The organism is Pseudomonas sp. BNK-30 (assembly GCF_047456185.1).
Taxonomy (GTDB): domain Bacteria; phylum Pseudomonadota; class Gammaproteobacteria; order Pseudomonadales; family Pseudomonadaceae; genus Aquipseudomonas; species Aquipseudomonas putida_E.
The window spans coordinates 4,789,999-4,804,579 of record NZ_CP179904.1 but is presented as its reverse complement, the minus strand read 5'-3'; the positions used below and the strand labels follow the sequence as shown (position 1 = coordinate 4,804,579).

Annotated in this window: 13 protein-coding genes and 1 pseudogene; 6 read left to right on the top strand and 8 right to left on the bottom strand. The window is 58.9% G+C overall.

The window, feature by feature from the left end; translation table 11 throughout:
* The first annotated feature begins 6 nt into the window (after nucleotides 1–6).
* From ACMGGN_RS22295 to arsJ, 5 genes and pseudogenes are all read left to right on the top strand, one after another.
* Nucleotides 7–363: a metalloregulator ArsR/SmtB family transcription factor gene (locus ACMGGN_RS22295; RefSeq protein WP_115273196.1), complete on the top strand. Its 357-nt coding sequence runs from the start codon at nucleotides 7–9 to the stop codon at nucleotides 361–363.
* Nucleotides 329–460, top strand: a pseudogene (locus ACMGGN_RS22290) (arsenate reductase ArsC); the annotation flags it as partial. The gene ACMGGN_RS22295 and the pseudogene ACMGGN_RS22290, both read left to right, overlap by 35 nt.
* A 17-nt stretch (nucleotides 461–477) precedes the next feature.
* Entirely contained in the window at nucleotides 478–1,194 is a 717-nt protein-coding gene (arsH, locus tag ACMGGN_RS22285; protein ID WP_414156304.1) for an arsenical resistance protein ArsH, read from the top strand.
* Between the two features lie 121 nt (nucleotides 1,195–1,315).
* Nucleotides 1,316–2,320, top strand: a complete 1,005-nt coding sequence (locus ACMGGN_RS22280) for an ArsJ-associated glyceraldehyde-3-phosphate dehydrogenase (RefSeq protein WP_237859675.1) — start codon at nucleotides 1,316–1,318, stop codon at nucleotides 2,318–2,320.
* Between the two features lie 9 nt (nucleotides 2,321–2,329).
* A complete protein-coding gene (arsJ, locus tag ACMGGN_RS22275; RefSeq protein ID WP_174142379.1) occupies nucleotides 2,330–3,562 on the top strand; it encodes an organoarsenical effux MFS transporter ArsJ in 1,233 nt (410 codons plus the stop codon).
* A gap of 59 nt (nucleotides 3,563–3,621) precedes the next feature.
* Here the strand turns inward: arsJ and ACMGGN_RS22270 are convergent, their stop codons facing one another.
* From ACMGGN_RS22270 to ACMGGN_RS22260, 3 genes are all read right to left on the bottom strand, one after another.
* The gene (locus ACMGGN_RS22270) at nucleotides 3,622–4,497 is read right to left on the bottom strand and encodes an isocitrate lyase/PEP mutase family protein (protein WP_115273200.1); all 876 of its coding nucleotides are present in this window, start codon (nucleotides 4,495–4,497) and stop codon (nucleotides 3,622–3,624) included.
* Nucleotides 4,498–4,614: 117 nt separating this feature from the next.
* Nucleotides 4,615–5,922 carry a C4-dicarboxylate transporter DctA gene (gene dctA / locus ACMGGN_RS22265; protein WP_115273201.1) on the bottom strand — a complete coding sequence of 436 codons (1,308 nt, stop codon included), beginning with the start codon at nucleotides 5,920–5,922 and terminating at the stop codon, nucleotides 4,615–4,617.
* A gap of 102 nt (nucleotides 5,923–6,024) precedes the next feature.
* Nucleotides 6,025–7,194, bottom strand: a complete 1,170-nt coding sequence (locus ACMGGN_RS22260; RefSeq protein ID WP_089230364.1) for a mandelate racemase/muconate lactonizing enzyme family protein — start codon at nucleotides 7,192–7,194, stop codon at nucleotides 6,025–6,027.
* Between the two features lie 99 nt (nucleotides 7,195–7,293).
* On the opposite strand from ACMGGN_RS22260, the gene ACMGGN_RS22255 reads away from it, so the two are divergent.
* The gene (locus ACMGGN_RS22255; RefSeq protein ID WP_115273202.1) at nucleotides 7,294–8,187 is read left to right on the top strand and encodes a LysR family transcriptional regulator; all 894 of its coding nucleotides are present in this window, start codon (nucleotides 7,294–7,296) and stop codon (nucleotides 8,185–8,187) included.
* Between the two features lie 223 nt (nucleotides 8,188–8,410).
* Here ACMGGN_RS22255 and glmS read toward each other — a convergent pair whose 3' ends face one another.
* From glmS to atpD, 5 genes are all read right to left on the bottom strand, one after another.
* Nucleotides 8,411–10,246: a glutamine--fructose-6-phosphate transaminase (isomerizing) gene (gene glmS, locus ACMGGN_RS22250; protein WP_046786781.1), complete on the bottom strand. Its 1,836-nt coding sequence runs from the start codon at nucleotides 10,244–10,246 to the stop codon at nucleotides 8,411–8,413.
* A 2-nt stretch (nucleotides 10,247–10,248) separates the two neighbouring features.
* Nucleotides 10,249–11,025 (bottom strand): DeoR/GlpR family DNA-binding transcription regulator, encoded by a 777-nt coding sequence (locus ACMGGN_RS22245; protein WP_039602579.1) that lies wholly within the window; start codon nucleotides 11,023–11,025, stop codon nucleotides 10,249–10,251.
* A gap of 214 nt (nucleotides 11,026–11,239) precedes the next feature.
* Entirely contained in the window at nucleotides 11,240–12,607 is a 1,368-nt protein-coding gene (gene glmU / locus ACMGGN_RS22240) for a bifunctional UDP-N-acetylglucosamine diphosphorylase/glucosamine-1-phosphate N-acetyltransferase GlmU (RefSeq protein ID WP_046786782.1), read from the bottom strand.
* Nucleotides 12,608–12,727: 120 nt separating this feature from the next.
* Nucleotides 12,728–13,147: a F0F1 ATP synthase subunit epsilon gene (locus ACMGGN_RS22235; protein ID WP_012316945.1), complete on the bottom strand. Its 420-nt coding sequence runs from the start codon at nucleotides 13,145–13,147 to the stop codon at nucleotides 12,728–12,730.
* 43 nt (nucleotides 13,148–13,190) lie between these two features.
* A complete protein-coding gene (gene atpD / locus ACMGGN_RS22230; protein WP_016489910.1) occupies nucleotides 13,191–14,567 on the bottom strand; it encodes a F0F1 ATP synthase subunit beta in 1,377 nt (458 codons plus the stop codon).
* Between the last annotated feature and the right edge of the window lie 14 nt (nucleotides 14,568–14,581).

Sequence of the window (14,581 nt, the reverse complement as noted above, 5' to 3'; positions counted from 1 at the left end):
AACCCCATGACTGACTCGCTGACCCCTACCAAGGTCTTCAAATGCCTCGCCGACGAAAACCGCATTCGGATGATGCTGCTGATCGCTCGCGAGGAAGAACTCTGCGTCTGTGAACTGACCTGCGCGCTGGAAGAAAGCCAGCCCAAGGTTTCCCGCCACTTGGCGCAGCTGCGCACCTGTGACCTGGTGGAAGACCGCCGCCAGGGCCAGTGGGTTTATTACCGGCTGCATCCATCGCTTCCCGCCTGGGTACGTGAGGTCCTGGCAACGACGCTGGAGGCCAACCGTGAATGGCTGAGTACCAGCACCAAACGACTGGACTCCATGGGTGACCGCCCACAACGCGTCGCCTCGTGCTGCTGATCCTTGCCGAGAAGAACCGATGAAAGTCCTGTTCCTCTGCACAGCCAATAGCTGCCGCAACACCCTCTGCGAGACCGCTTTCAGCCACCTGGCGCCTTGTCTCAGGAGTAAATCATGACCGAACACCACATCCCCAACATCGACAACGACCTGGTCGACCTGCCGACCGCAGACAAACTGGCAGTCGAGCAAAAGTCCACCCATAAGCCTCGCATTCTGCTGCTGTACGGATCGATCCGAGAACGCTCGTTCAGCCGCCTGCTGACGGAAGAAGCAGCACGCCTGCTGGAGCACTTCGGTGCCGAGACGCGCATCTTCAATCCGTCCGGCCTGCCATTGGCGGACGACGCCCCCGATGACCACCCCATGGTCAAGCAGCTGCGCGATCTGGTGCTGTGGTCCGAAGGCATGGTCTGGTGCTCGCCAGAACGCCACGGTGCAATGACTGGCGTGTTCAAGTCGCAGATCGACTGGATTCCACTGAGCATGGGCGCCGTGCGCCCGACCCAAGGCAAAACCCTTGCGGTGATGCAGGTCTGCGGTGGCTCGCAGTCGTTCAACGTGGTCAACCAGCTGCGCGTCCTCGGCCGCTGGATGCGCATGTTCACCATCCCTAACCAGTCGTCCGTGCCGAAGGCCTATCTGGAATTCGATGAGGCGGGCCGCATGAAGCCCTCTTCGTACTACGACCGTGTCGTCGACGTGATGGAGGAGCTGGTGAAGTTCACCCTTCTGCTTCGTGACCGCTCCGACTACCTGGTCGATCGCTACTCCGAGCGCAAGGAGTCGGCAGAGGAACTATCCAAGCGTGTCAATCAACGATCCATTTGAGGCTTTCTGAGCAGGCAACTGCACACGTATTCCGTGCTGGCAACGCTGCGCACGTTGGGTACATCAACCAGTTCAGCGACACCCTCTGACCTTTCGCTAATCGCGATCCGAGAACAAGAACATGGCTATCAAAGTAGGTATCAACGGGTTTGGCCGTATTGGTCGCTTGGCGCTCCGCGCGTCCTGGGACTGGCCAGAATTCGAGTTTGTGCAGATCAATGACCCGGCCGGTGACGCCGAGACCCATGCCCATCTGATCAACTTCGATTCGATCCACGGACGCTGGCACCGTGAAGCCCGCGCAGAAGGTAACGTGGTAGTGATCGAAGGCAAGCGCATCAAGGTCACCGCGAACAAGACCATCGCGGACACAGACTGGTCGGGCTGCGATCTGGTCATCGAGGCCAGCGGCAAGATGAAGTCGGTAGCCGTGCTCCAGGCCTACCTGGATCAGGGCGTCAAACGTGTGGTGGTCTGCGCTCCAGTGAAGGAGAAAGGCGCACTGAACGTGGTGATGGGCGTCAACCAGCACCTGTTCGACCCGGCGCAGCACCGTATCGTCACCGCCGCTTCTTGCACCACCAACTGCCTGGCCCCGGTGGTCAAGGTGATTCACGAGAACCTGGGCATCCGCCACGGCTCGATCACCACCATTCACGACCTCACCAATACCCAGAGCATCCTCGATACACCGCACAAGGACCTGCGGCGCGCGCGTGCCTCGGGCATGAGCCTGATACCGACCACCACAGGCTCGGCCACCGCAATCGCCGAGATCTTCCCCGAGCTGCGCGGCAAGCTGAATGGTCACGCCGTGCGTGTACCGCTGGCCAATGCCTCGCTGACAGACTGCGTGTTCGAAGTGGAACGACAGACGACGGCTGAAGAGGTCAACGCGCTGCTGAAAGCCGCTGCCGAAGGGCCGCTGAAGGACATCCTGGGCTACGAAGAGCGCCCCTTGGTGTCCATCGACTACCGCACCGATCCACGCTCCTCAATCATCGATGCGCTGTCCACCCTGGTGGTCAATGGTTCCCAGGTGAAGATCTACGCCTGGTACGACAACGAGTGGGGCTACGCCAACCGTGCAGTTGAGCTGGCACGCTTGGTCGGCGCAGCGGAGTAAACAGCGATCATGAAGGCGTTGTCAGCCCTGCCTGCACAAGTGCGTCAGTACCTGCTGGTTACCGGCAATTACTGGGCCTTCACCCTCACCGACGGCGCATTGCGCATGCTGGTGGTGCTGCACTTCCATTCGCTGGGCTACACGCCGCTGCAGATCGCGGCGCTGTTCCTGTTCTACGAAGTGTTCGGTGTGATCACCAATCTGGTGGGCGGTTACCTCGGCGCCCGCCTGGGGCTCAACCGCACCATGAACATCGGCCTTGGCATGCAGGTTGTGGCCTTGCTGATGCTCACGGTACCGGCAGCCGGGCTGACGGTGCCGTGGGTGATGGCCGCCCAGGCGCTATCCGGCATCGCCAAGGACCTGAACAAGATGAGCGCCAAAAGCTCCATCAAGCTCCTGGTCCCGGACAGCCAGCAAGGCACGCTCTACAAGTGGGTGGCCATCCTCACGGGCTCCAAGAACGCGCTCAAAGGCGTCGGCTTCTTCCTCGGGGGAGCACTGCTTGCGCTGCTTGGTTTCACCCTGGCGGTGCTGGCCATGGCAGCAGTACTGGCTCTGATCTGGATCGGCAGTTTGATGCTGCTGAAAAAGGACTTGGGCAAAGCCAAGGCCAAACCGAAGTTCCGCGACATGCTGTCCAAGAGCCGGGCCATCAACATCCTCTCGGCCGCACGGCTGTTTTTGTTCGGTGCGCGGGACGTCTGGTTCGTGGTGGCGTTGCCGGTGTACCTGAGCACGGCGTTTGGCTGGGACTTCTGGCTGGTCGGTGGTTTCTTGGCCGCGTGGGTGATCGGCTATGGCATCGTCCAGTCGCTTGCTCCTCACATCACCGGCAAGAAGCGCGGTCATGTGCCCGATGGCAGAGCGGCCTTCATCTGGGCAATCGCCCTGGCCGGGCTCCCTGCGCTCATAGCCGTGGGCCTGTCGGCAGGCTGGTCGGCGCAAATAGTGCTGCTTGGTGGGTTGATGCTGTTCGGCGTGCTGTTCGCGGTGAACTCATCGCTGCACAGCTACCTGATCGTCAGCTATGCCAAGGAAGACGGCGTCTCCCTGGATGTAGGCTTCTACTACATGTCCAACGCCCTCGGTCGCTTGGTCGGCACGTTGCTGTCAGGTTGGGTGTTCCAAGCTTATGGGTTAGAGGCTTGTTTGTGGGTCTCCAGCATCTTCGTATTGGCTGCCGCACTCATCTCGATCGCACTGCCTAGGCACAGTGAGATTGCACACCAGGCAAACTGATCAGTGAGGAAATGCGGGGGCCGTCAGGCCTCCGCTTTCACCGGGCCGCGTGGGATGACTCAGCGTGGCGAGTCGTGCCCTACCTTCAGATACGTCTTCGTCCACTCTCGATAACTTTCGACGCGCGTGTACTTCGAAATCAGCTCAGGGAGGGAGAGTTCGCGCCCCTGTGAACCGCTTTGCTCACGCAGCGCTTGGTAGATCGACTTGATCGCTGAAAAATAAGGAGTATGCCCATTGACCACGATGCGCACATTGGCCGCGCTGAGTTTTTCAACATCACTGAGGGCCGGATTACCGTAGTTGATAAGCATGATCGGCGTGGTGAGGTGTTCCGTGAGTGCCGCTAGGTGATGGAAGTCTTTGACCCCGACCAAGCAGATAGCATCTGCACCCGCTTTCTCATAGGCCGCAGTACGAGCGATAGAATCTTCCAGAGTGGTTGCGGCCACGTTCGTTCTGGCGATGATGCTGAGGCTGTCATCCGAGCGGGAAAATCGAGCAGCGTAGATCTTGGCTGCTGCCTCTTCCCCTCCGATCAACGCCGGCGATTGCTCTTCGTATCTGGCCGGCAGATGAGTGTCTTCCAAAGTCAACGCGGCAACGCCGGCTTTCTGTAACTCAGTGACTGTGCGCATGACATTCAGCGCATTCCCAAACCCATGGTCAGCGTCAGCGATGATAGGGATTTGGCTCGCACGCCCAACTCTGTTGACCTGCTCGACATACTCATCAAGCGTCAGGAGTGCAATGTCCGGTGCCCCAAGCACTTGAAGCGAGGCGACAGACCCTCCCTGTATACCCACCTCGAAACCGAGGTCGGATGCCATACGCACCGATATGGGATCGAATACGGAAGCAGCAAATTTACAGACATGTCCTTGAAGCAAATCACCAAACGCCTTGCGCAATTCATGATGCGATCGCTCGATCATATTCGGCTCCATCAAATTCATTCAGCTGGTGCAGAGCACGCTTTGCGGGGCTAAAGAAACCAGATCACAACCGATCATCGCCGACTTTCAAGCGCGATGACCGGAAGTGAAGGTGAGTCACTTATGCGCCAGCAAGGCCTTCCTTGCCGCCTTTTCCTGTTTCATGGCTGCGATTTCTCGTTCACAAGCTTCGACATCAAAGGAGTTGTCCCACTTGGCGATCGCGATGGTGCCGATGCCATTACCGATCAGGTTGGTCACCGCCCGCGCTTCGTTGAGGAACCGATCGATGCCCAGCAGCAGCACAAGGCCTACCAGCGGAATGGAATGGATAGTTGTGAGCGTTGCAGCCAGCGTTACAAACCCCGCACCCGCAACGCCAGCCGAGCCTTTGGAGGTCAGCAGGAATACGGCCAGCAGAATCATTTGATCCATGAATGTCAGCGGCGTGTTGGTCGCTTGGGCGATGAAGATGGCAGCCATTGTGAGGTAGATGCATGTGCCGTCCGCGTTGAAGGTGTAGCCCGTAGGCAGCACCATGCCGACCACCGATTTCTTGCAGCCAAGCTTCTCCAGTTTCACCATCATTCTCGGAAGCACGGCTTCGGTTGAGCAGGTACCTAGGGTGATGAGAATTTCATCTTTGAAGTAACGGAGGAACTGCATCAGCGGCATTCCGGACCATCTGGCGACGGCACCGAGCACGACCACAATGAATATCAGAGTGGTGATATACAGTGCGATCAGCAATTGGCCGAGTGACAGCAACGTGCCGATACCGTACTTGCCAATGGTGAATGCCATGCCGGCACCGGCGCCGATCGGAGCGAGGCGCATGACCATTGCGACGATTTTGAACAGGCCTTGAAGGAACAAGTCGATGGTATTGATCAGCGGCTTGCTGGTTTCACCCATCTGCACCAGAGCGACGCCCATCAAGACAGAAAGCAGGATCACCTGCAGCATTACGCCGTTGGAGAAAGCGCCGACGAAGGTATGCGGGATGATATTGAGGAAGAATTCGATCGTGCCGCCTTGTTCACTCGCGGCTTGGCTGTATTTGCTGATGGCACTGCCATCGAGGGCGTTGGCATTGATGTTCATGCCTTCGCCGGGTTTAACGATGTTGACCACAATGAGGCCGACGACCAAGGCAATGGTCGACAGTATCTCGAAGTAGATAAGCGCCTTAACGCCAATTCGGCCAACCTCTTTGATGCTGCCCATCTTGGCGATACCAACAACGACAGTACCGAAGATGATCGGTGCCAAGAGCATCTTGATCAGTTTGATGAAGCCATCGGCGAAAGGTTGGAGCTTGGCACCGATATCGGGTAAGAAGTAACCGATTGCCGCGCCGATCACGATGCCGATCAGCACTTGCACATACAGCTGGCCGTACCAGCGGGATTTGGAAATTTCCACGAAAGCACCTCATTTTATTTTTGTGATGGGCATGTGGCTTGGCGGTGCTGCGCTCCGCCTGGTACTGCGGCCTCTTCTACAGAGACCGCATACCGAGGATGATCAACCCTCGCCCAGCTCACGCATCACTGCGTACAAGGCGGATTTGGCTTCAAAGCCCACACCCGGAATGTCGGGCAGGCCGACGTAGCCGTTTTCAACCTTGATACCGTCCGCGAAGCCGCCGAACGGCTGGAAAACATCCGGGTACGACTCGTTACCACCAAGGTGCAGGCCGGCGGCAATGTTGAGCGACATCTGGTGGCCACCGTGGGGTACAACGCGGCGGGAAGACCAGCCCATTTCTTCCATCACCTTGAGGGTGCGCATGTATTCGACAAGGCCGTAAGACAGCGCGCAGTCGAACTGCAGATAGTCACGATCAGGTCGCATACCGCCGTGGCGCAGCAGGTTGCGGGCGTCCTGATGAGAGAACAGGTTTTCGCCAGTGGCCATAGGCAGTTCATAGTGATTTGCCAGCTCAGCCTGCAGCGCGTAGTCGAGCGGATCACCGATCTCTTCGTACCAGAACAGGTTGTATTTCTTGATGGCTTCGGCGTAGGCGATGCCGGTCTGCAGATCGAAGCGCCCATTGGCATCGACGGCCAGGCGGCGGCCGTCGCCAACCACTTCAAGCACGGCTTCGATACGGCGGATGTCCTCGTCCAGCGGGACCGCGCCGATCTTCATTTTCACGACGTCGTAGCCGCGGTCGAGATAGCTCTGCATCTCGGCTTTGAGCTTGGTTTGATCTTTGCCAGGGTAGTAATAGCCGCCGGCTGCGTACACCCAGACTTTATCGTCGGCGACGCCGTTGCGGTAACGATCAGCGAGCAAGCGGTACAGCGGTTTTCCTTCGATTTTTGCTACGGCATCCCAAACCGCCATGTCGATGGTGCCCACGGCGACAGAGCGCTCACCGTGACCTCCTGGTTTCTCGTTGGTCATCAGGGTTTTCCAGATGGCAAACGGGTCCAGGTTGTTGTTTTCGTGGTCGATGAGAGTCTCTGGGTCTGCTTCAGTGATACGTGCAAGGAAGCGGTCACGCATCAAAGCGCCTTGGCCATAGCGACCGTTGGAGTTGAAGCCATAGCCGATGACCGGCTTACCGTCGCGAATCACATCCGTGACAACAGCGACGACCGAGCAGGTCATCTTGGAAAAATCGATATAGGCATTGGCGATTGGCGAGGCAATGGAAACGGTTTTTTCACGGATGTCGACGATACGCATGACGGGTTCCTCTTGTTGTATGTGACCCCACGTTATGCTTTGAGGTAGCGCTCGCCCAATGCTATTAATGCCGGACCCTATGCACAGGAGGCATGGCCCTTGGAACTTGTTTGGCTAGAAGATCTTTCAGCGCTGGCGGAGTACGGAAGCTTCGTGCGGGCGGCCGAAGCGCGACACGTAACCCAGCCGGCCTTCAGCCGCAGAGTCCGCTCTCTTGAGAACTGGATGGGAGTTGAGCTGTTCGTGCGCTCACCACATGGAGCCACGCTCACCGAGGCTGGCAGGCATATCTTGCCCAGTGCCCAAGAAGCGGCCCGATCCTTGTACCGGATACGCAGCGAAGCTCAAGAGGTCGCAGGGGTAGCAGCCAGGTCACTACAATTCGCAGCGACACACTCCCTCTCGTTTACATTCTTCCCGAAGTGGCTCCGGAGTTCCGAAAGCGGTGCGCCAATCGAGGCAGTTCAACTGCACTCAGATAGCATGGCCGTTTGTGAGCAAATGCTGATTCATGGCCAGGTTCAGTTTTTGCTATGCCACCGCCACCCCGACGTACCGCCGCTATTGGCACCCGAACAGTTCACCAGCAAGAAGGTAGGCGAAGACACTCTCGTTCCGCTTGCCAGTGCCCGCGCTGACTTCGGTACTTCTCCTGCGGCATTGCCTTACCTCGCCTACACCCATGAATCCGGACTGGGCCGTATCGTCGCGCACAGACTGCGCGGCAAAGAAGATTACCTTCACCTCAAGCCCCTGTTCACCAGTCACCTTGCAGCGGTGTTGATGTCCATGGCCTTGGAAAGCAAGGGCGTGGCGTGGCTACCCAAGAGCCTTACGGAGCAGGAGATACTGGACGGGCGTTTGATCCGGGCGCTCGATGAAAGCTGGGACATTCCCCTGGAAATTCATCTGACCCGGCCAAAAGCAACCCTCAGTCAGTCTGCAGAAACATTCTGGGCCAGGGCGGGAGTTGATCAGTCGCCTGCAATGTAAGGCGACGCGGGATGGCGCTTGTCACGTACGACGAAAGAGTTTCATCAGCCTTAATTGGGAAGGCTGCGAGAAAACGCCAGTCTGAGGTAGGGGAGAAGCAGGGAGGCTTGTAAAACCGCCGGTAGAGGAAAAGCGAACGCTTCCCCCTCTACCGGCGGCAGTTTCAATTGTTCGACGACCGTTTTAATTCAACGAAACCAATTGGCCTCTTGGCCGCCGATGCTTATTCCACCGTCACCGACTTAGCCAAGTTACGCGGCTGGTCAACATCAGTGCCCTTGAGCACCGCCACGTAGTACGACAGCAACTGCAGTGGAATGGTGTACAGGATCGGTGCCAGCGCGTCAGCGATGTGCGGTACCTTGATTACATGGGTACCTTCGCCGTTGCTCATACCGGCGTGCTCATCGGCGAACACCACCAGCTCACCACCCCGGGCGCGGACTTCCTGCAGGTTCGACTTGAGCTTCTCCAGCAGCTCGTTGTTCGGCGCTACCGTTACCACCGGCATGTCGTTATCCACAAGCGCCAGCGGGCCATGCTTGAGCTCACCCGCCGGGTACGCTTCGGCGTGGATGTAGGAAATCTCTTTGAGCTTGAGCGCACCCTCCATCGCAACCGGGTACTGCGCACCACGGCCCAGGAACAGGGTGTGGTGCTTGTCGGCGAACAGCTCGGCGATCTTTTCGACGGTGTGGTCCATGGCCAGGGCTTCGCCCAGGCGTGCCGGCAGGCGACGCAGCTCTTCGACCAGCTCCGCTTCCACACCAGCCTCGAGGGTGCCACGCACCTGGCCCAGGGCCAGGGTCAGCAGCATCAGCGATACCAGCTGGGTAGTGAACGCCTTGGTCGACGCCACGCCGATTTCCGGGCCGGCCAGTGTCAGCAGGGTCAGGTCGGATTCGCGTACCAGCGAGCTGATACCCACGTTGCAGATGGCCAGGCTGCCGAGGAAGCCCAGTTCCTTGGCATTGCGCAGGGCAGCGAGGGTGTCGGCAGTTTCGCCAGACTGGGAAATCGAAACGAACAGGGTGTCCGGCTGGACCACCACCTTGCGGTAGCGGAACTCACTGGCGACTTCGACCTGGCAAGGGATGCCGGCCAAGCTTTCCAGCCAGTACCGGGCAACCATGCCTGCGTGGTAGCTGGTACCACAGGCCACGATCTGCACGTTGCGCACCTTGGCGAACAGTTCAGCAGCCTGTGGGCCAAAGGCCTGGACCAGCACATGGTCCTTGCCCAGGCGGCCTTCCAGAGTGCGCTGAACCACGGTCGGCTGCTCGTGAATCTCCTTGAGCATGAAGTGGCGATATGCGCCCTTGTCAGCGGCTTCGGCGCCTTCGTGATACTGCACGGTTTCGCGCTGGACCGCGTTGCCGGCCTGATCCCAGACCTTCACCTGGTCACGGCGGATCTCAGCGATGTCGCCCTCCTCCAGGTACATGAAGCGGTCAGTGACCTGGCGCAGCGCCAACTGGTCGGAAGCCAGGAAATTCTCACCATGGCCAAGGCCAATCACCAACGGGCTGCCACTGCGCGCGGCAACCAGACGATCGGGTTGTTTCACGCTGATCAGCGCCAGGCCATAGGCACCGTGCAGGCGCTTGACCGCTGACTTCAGTGCGTCCGCCAGGTCCGGGATGGTCTTGAGGGTATGGTGGATCAGGTGGACGATAACCTCGGTATCGGTTTGCGAAACGAACACATAGCCAAGGCCTTTGAGCTCTTCGCGCAGCTCTTCATGGTTTTCGATGATGCCGTTGTGTACCACTGCCACTTCTTCACCCGAGAAATGCGGGTGCGCATTGCCCTCGGTCGGTGCGCCGTGGGTAGCCCAACGGGTGTGGGCAATGCCCAACTGGCCGATCAGCGGGTCGGCAGCGTTGGCAGCGTCCAGTTCAGCGACCTTGCCGATGCGGCGCCGGCGCTGCAGTTCACCTTGCTGGGTATAAACGGCAAGGCCGGCGCTGTCGTAGCCGCGGTACTCGAGCCGCTTGAGGCCTTCGATGAGAATGGCGGTGATGTTGCGTTCAGCTACGGCGCCAACGATTCCACACATGATTATTTCTCCTGGCTGATCGCGGCGCAGATCAGGTTGACGCCGCGGGCTTGAATCTGTTCGCGTGCCGCTGCTGGCAGGCGTTCGTCTGTAATGAGGGTGCTGACACTGCCCCAAGGCAGTTCAAGATTGGGGATCTTGCGCCCGACCTTGTCGGATTCGACCATCACGATCACCTCGCGGGCCACTTCGGCCATGACTCGGCTCAGGCCCAGCAGCTCATTGAAAGTCGTGGTGCCGCGGTTGAGGTCGATGCCATCTGCGCCGATGAACAACTGGTCGAAATCGTATGAGCGCAGTACCTGCTCGGCGACCTGGCCCTGGAACGACTCGGAGTGCGGGTCCCAGGTGCCGCCGGTCATCAGCAGTACCGGTTCATGCTCAAGCTCGCTAATGGCGCGGGCCACGTTCAAAGAGTTGGTCATCACCACCAGGCCTGGCTGGCGACCGAGCTCCGGGATCATCGCGGCAGTAGTGCTGCCACTGTCGATGATGATCCGCGCGTGTTCACGAATACGGCCGACAGCAGCGCGGGCGATGGCTTTCTTGTAGGCAGACACTGGCTGTGCGGTTTCCCCAAGCATCTCCTGCGGAACCGGTACCGCGCCGCCGTAACGACGCAGCAGCAAACCATTGGCCTCTAGGGCCGCGAGGTCCTTGCGTATGGTGACTTCCGACGTTTCAAAGCGCTTGGCCAACGCGTCCACACTGACCTCACCTTGCTCGCTGAGCATGGCCAGGATGTTGTGACGGCGTTGGGGGGTATTTCGTTTCGACATGGGCGCTTAAGTTTCGATTCGAAAGATAATAATTGCAATCAAAACCTATGAGAGAGATTTCGTCAAGGCTGTCGATCTGAAAAATCACCGGCCTGTGGATAAATAAATGCCACCGATCGCGGTGCAGCGGCTTGCCCCTCCGATGCCTTTACAGCCAATAAAAAAGCCGACTTATTCACACAAGTCGGCTTTCGATCGAACGGGCTGTGGATAATCAGCCCTTCTTGATCTTCTCCGGCCGCTTCCAGCCCTCGATGTTGCGTTGACGCGCACGTCCCACGGCAAGTTGCCCAGCCTCGACAGTCTGGGTAATCGTCGAACCCGCCGCAGTCGTGGCCCCTGCCTTGATATCCACAGGCGCCACCAACGAGTTGTTCGAACCGATGAACACATCCTCGCCCATCACAGTCTTGAACTTGTTGGCGCCATCGTAGTTGCACGTGATGGTGCCAGCACCAATATTGGTGCGTGCCCCGATCTCGGCATCACCCAGGTAGCTCAAGTGACCCGCTTTGGCGCCTTCACCCAGGTGGGCATTCTTCAGTTCGACAAAGTTACCCACATGGGCCTTGGCATCCAGCACGCTGCCCGGGCGCAGGCGCGCGAACGGGCCGGCATCGCTACCCTCGCCCATCACGGCGCCTTCAATATGGCTGTTGGCCTTGACCACCACGCCTTTGCGCAGGGTGCTGTCCTTGATCACGCAGTTAGGCCCAATCTGAACGTCGTCCTCGATCACGACCTTGCCTTCGAGGATGACGTTGATATCGATCAGCACATCGCGACCAACGGTCACTTCACCACGCACGTCGAAACGAGCCGGGTCACGCAGGGTCACACCCTGTGCCATCAATCGTCGGCCTTCGCGCAGTTGATAGTGGCGCTCGAGTTCGGATAGCTGGCGCCGGTCATTGGCACCCTGCACTTCCATCGGGTCGTGCGGTTGTTCGGTAGCCACCACCAGGCCATCAGCCACTGCCATGGCGATGACGTCGGTCAGGTAATACTCACCTTGGGCGTTGTTGTTCGACAAACGCCCCATCCAGTCGGCAAGGCGAGCGGCTGGCAGGGCCAGGATGCCGGTATTGCCTTCCTTGATCGCTTTCTGCACATCGCTGGCGTCCTTGTGCTCGACGATCGCAGTCACCTTGCCTTGGGCATCACGCACAATGCGCCCGTAGCCGGTCGGGTCTTGCAGGTTAACGGTGAGCAGGCCCAGCTGCTGGTCGGTGGCCTTGGCCAGCAGGCGTTGCAGGGTTTCCACTTCAATCAGCGGTACGTCGCCATACAGCACCAGCACCGTGTCGGCAGTGATCGCCGGCAGCGCTTGGGCAACGGCATGCCCGGTACCCAGTTGCTTGTCTTGCATAACGAAATTCAGGTCGTCGGCTGCCAGGCGCTCACGCACCTGCTCCGCACCATGGCCAATCACTACGTGAATGCCTTGAGGCTGAAGCTGCCGTGCGCTGTGGATAACATGACCGAGCATGGAATTGCCGGCCACCGGGTGCAGCACCTTGGGCAGCGCCGAGCGCATGCGGGTACCTTGGCCGGCGGCGAGAATAACGATATCGAGTGACATTGACTGGCTACCAATCCTGGGCGGTCAGAGAAATGACCGAGGGGGAATTCGGAAAAAGAAAAAGGGTAGCCGAGGCTACCCTTTTACTCAATCGCAACAGCAGTGATCAGCCGGGGCCGATTACTTGCCTTTGCGCATTTGCTGGACGGTACGCAGCTGAGCTGCGGCCTCGGCCAGACGTGCGGCGGCGGCGCCGTAATCGAAGTCCGCGCCTTTCAGACTCAGGGCGTTCTCGGCAGCCTTGAGGGCTTCCTGAGCCTGAGCTTCATCCAGGTCTGTAGCACGTTGCACGGTATCGGCAAGCACCTTGACCATGTTCGGCTGAACCTCGAGGAAACCACCAGAGATGTAATACACCTCTTGGGCGCCACCCTGCTTGGTCAGCGTGATCGGACCTGGCTTCAGATTGGTGATCAGAGGCGCGTGGCCTGGAGCGATACCAAGATCACCCAGGTTACCGTGCGCAACCACCATCTCGACCAGACCGGAGAAAATCTCTCCTTCCGCGCTGACGATATCGCAATGGACTGTCATAGCCATCTGCTTGCCTCAACCTGATAGCGCCCCTTGCGGGGCGCAGGAATTACAGTTTCTTGGCTTTCTCGATCGCTTCGTCGATGCTGCCGACCATGTAGAACGCTTGTTCTGGCAGGTGGTCGTAGTCACCTTTGAGGATGCCGCTGAAGCCAGCGATGGTGTCTTTCAGGGAAACGTACTTACCTGGCGAACCGGTGAAAACTTCGGCCACGAAGAACGGCTGCGACAGGAAGCGCTGGATCTTACGAGCGCGGGCTACCAATTGCTTGTCGGTCTCGGACAGTTCGTCCATACCCAGGATCGCAATGATGTCCTTCAGCTCTTTGTAGCGCTGCAGAACATACTGAACGCCACGAGCAGTGTCGTAGTGCTCATTGCCGATCACGTTCGGGTCCAGCTGACGCGAAGTCGAGTCCAGTGGGTCGACCGCTGGGTAGATACCCAGGGAGGCGATGTCACGGGACAGAACGACGGTGGCGTCCAGGTGGGCGAAGGTGGTCGCTGGCGACGGGTCGGTCAAGTCGTCCGCTGGTACGTATACGGCCTGGACGGAGGTGATCGAACCTTCCTTGGTGGAGGTGATGCGCTCTTGCAGAACGCCCATCTCTTCAGCCAGGGTCGGCTGGTAACCTACTGCCGAAGGCATACGGCCCAGCAGTGCGGATACTTCGGTACCGGCCAGGGTGTAACGATAGATGTTGTCGACGAACAGCAGAACGTCGTTACCTTCGTCACGGAACTTCTCAGCCATGGTCAGGCCGGTCAGCGCTACGCGCAGACGGTTTCCTGGTGGCTCGTTCATCTGACCGTAGACCAAGGCTACTTTGTCGAGAACGTTGGAGTCCTTCATCTCGTGGTAGAAGTCGTTACCCTCACGAGTACGCTCACCCACACCAGCGAACACGGAGTAACCGCTGTGTTCCATGGCGATGTTACGGATCAGTTCCATCATGTTTACGGTCTTGCCGACACCGGCACCACCGAACAGACCAACCTTACCACCCTTGGCGAACGGGCAAACCAGGTCGATAACCTTGATGCCGGTTTCCAGCAGGTCGTTGCCGCCTGCCTGGTCAGCGAACGAAGGCGCTGGCTGGTGGATACCGCGACGCTCTTCTTCGCCGATCGGGCCGGCTTCGTCGATCGGGTTGCCCAGTACGTCCATGATACGGCCCAGGGTGGCCTTACCAACAGGAACGGAAATGGCAGCACCGGTGTCGACGACATCCAGACCGCGCTTCAGGCCTTCGGTCGAGCCCATCGCAATGGTACGAACCACGCCGTCGCCCAGCTGCTGCTGAACTTCCAGGGTGGTTTCCGCGCCTTGTACTTTCAGCGCGTTGTATACACTCGGCACGACGTCACGTGGGAATTCCACGTCGATGACGGCGCCGATGATTTGAACGATACGTCCGCTACTCATAGCTGGATCCTCTG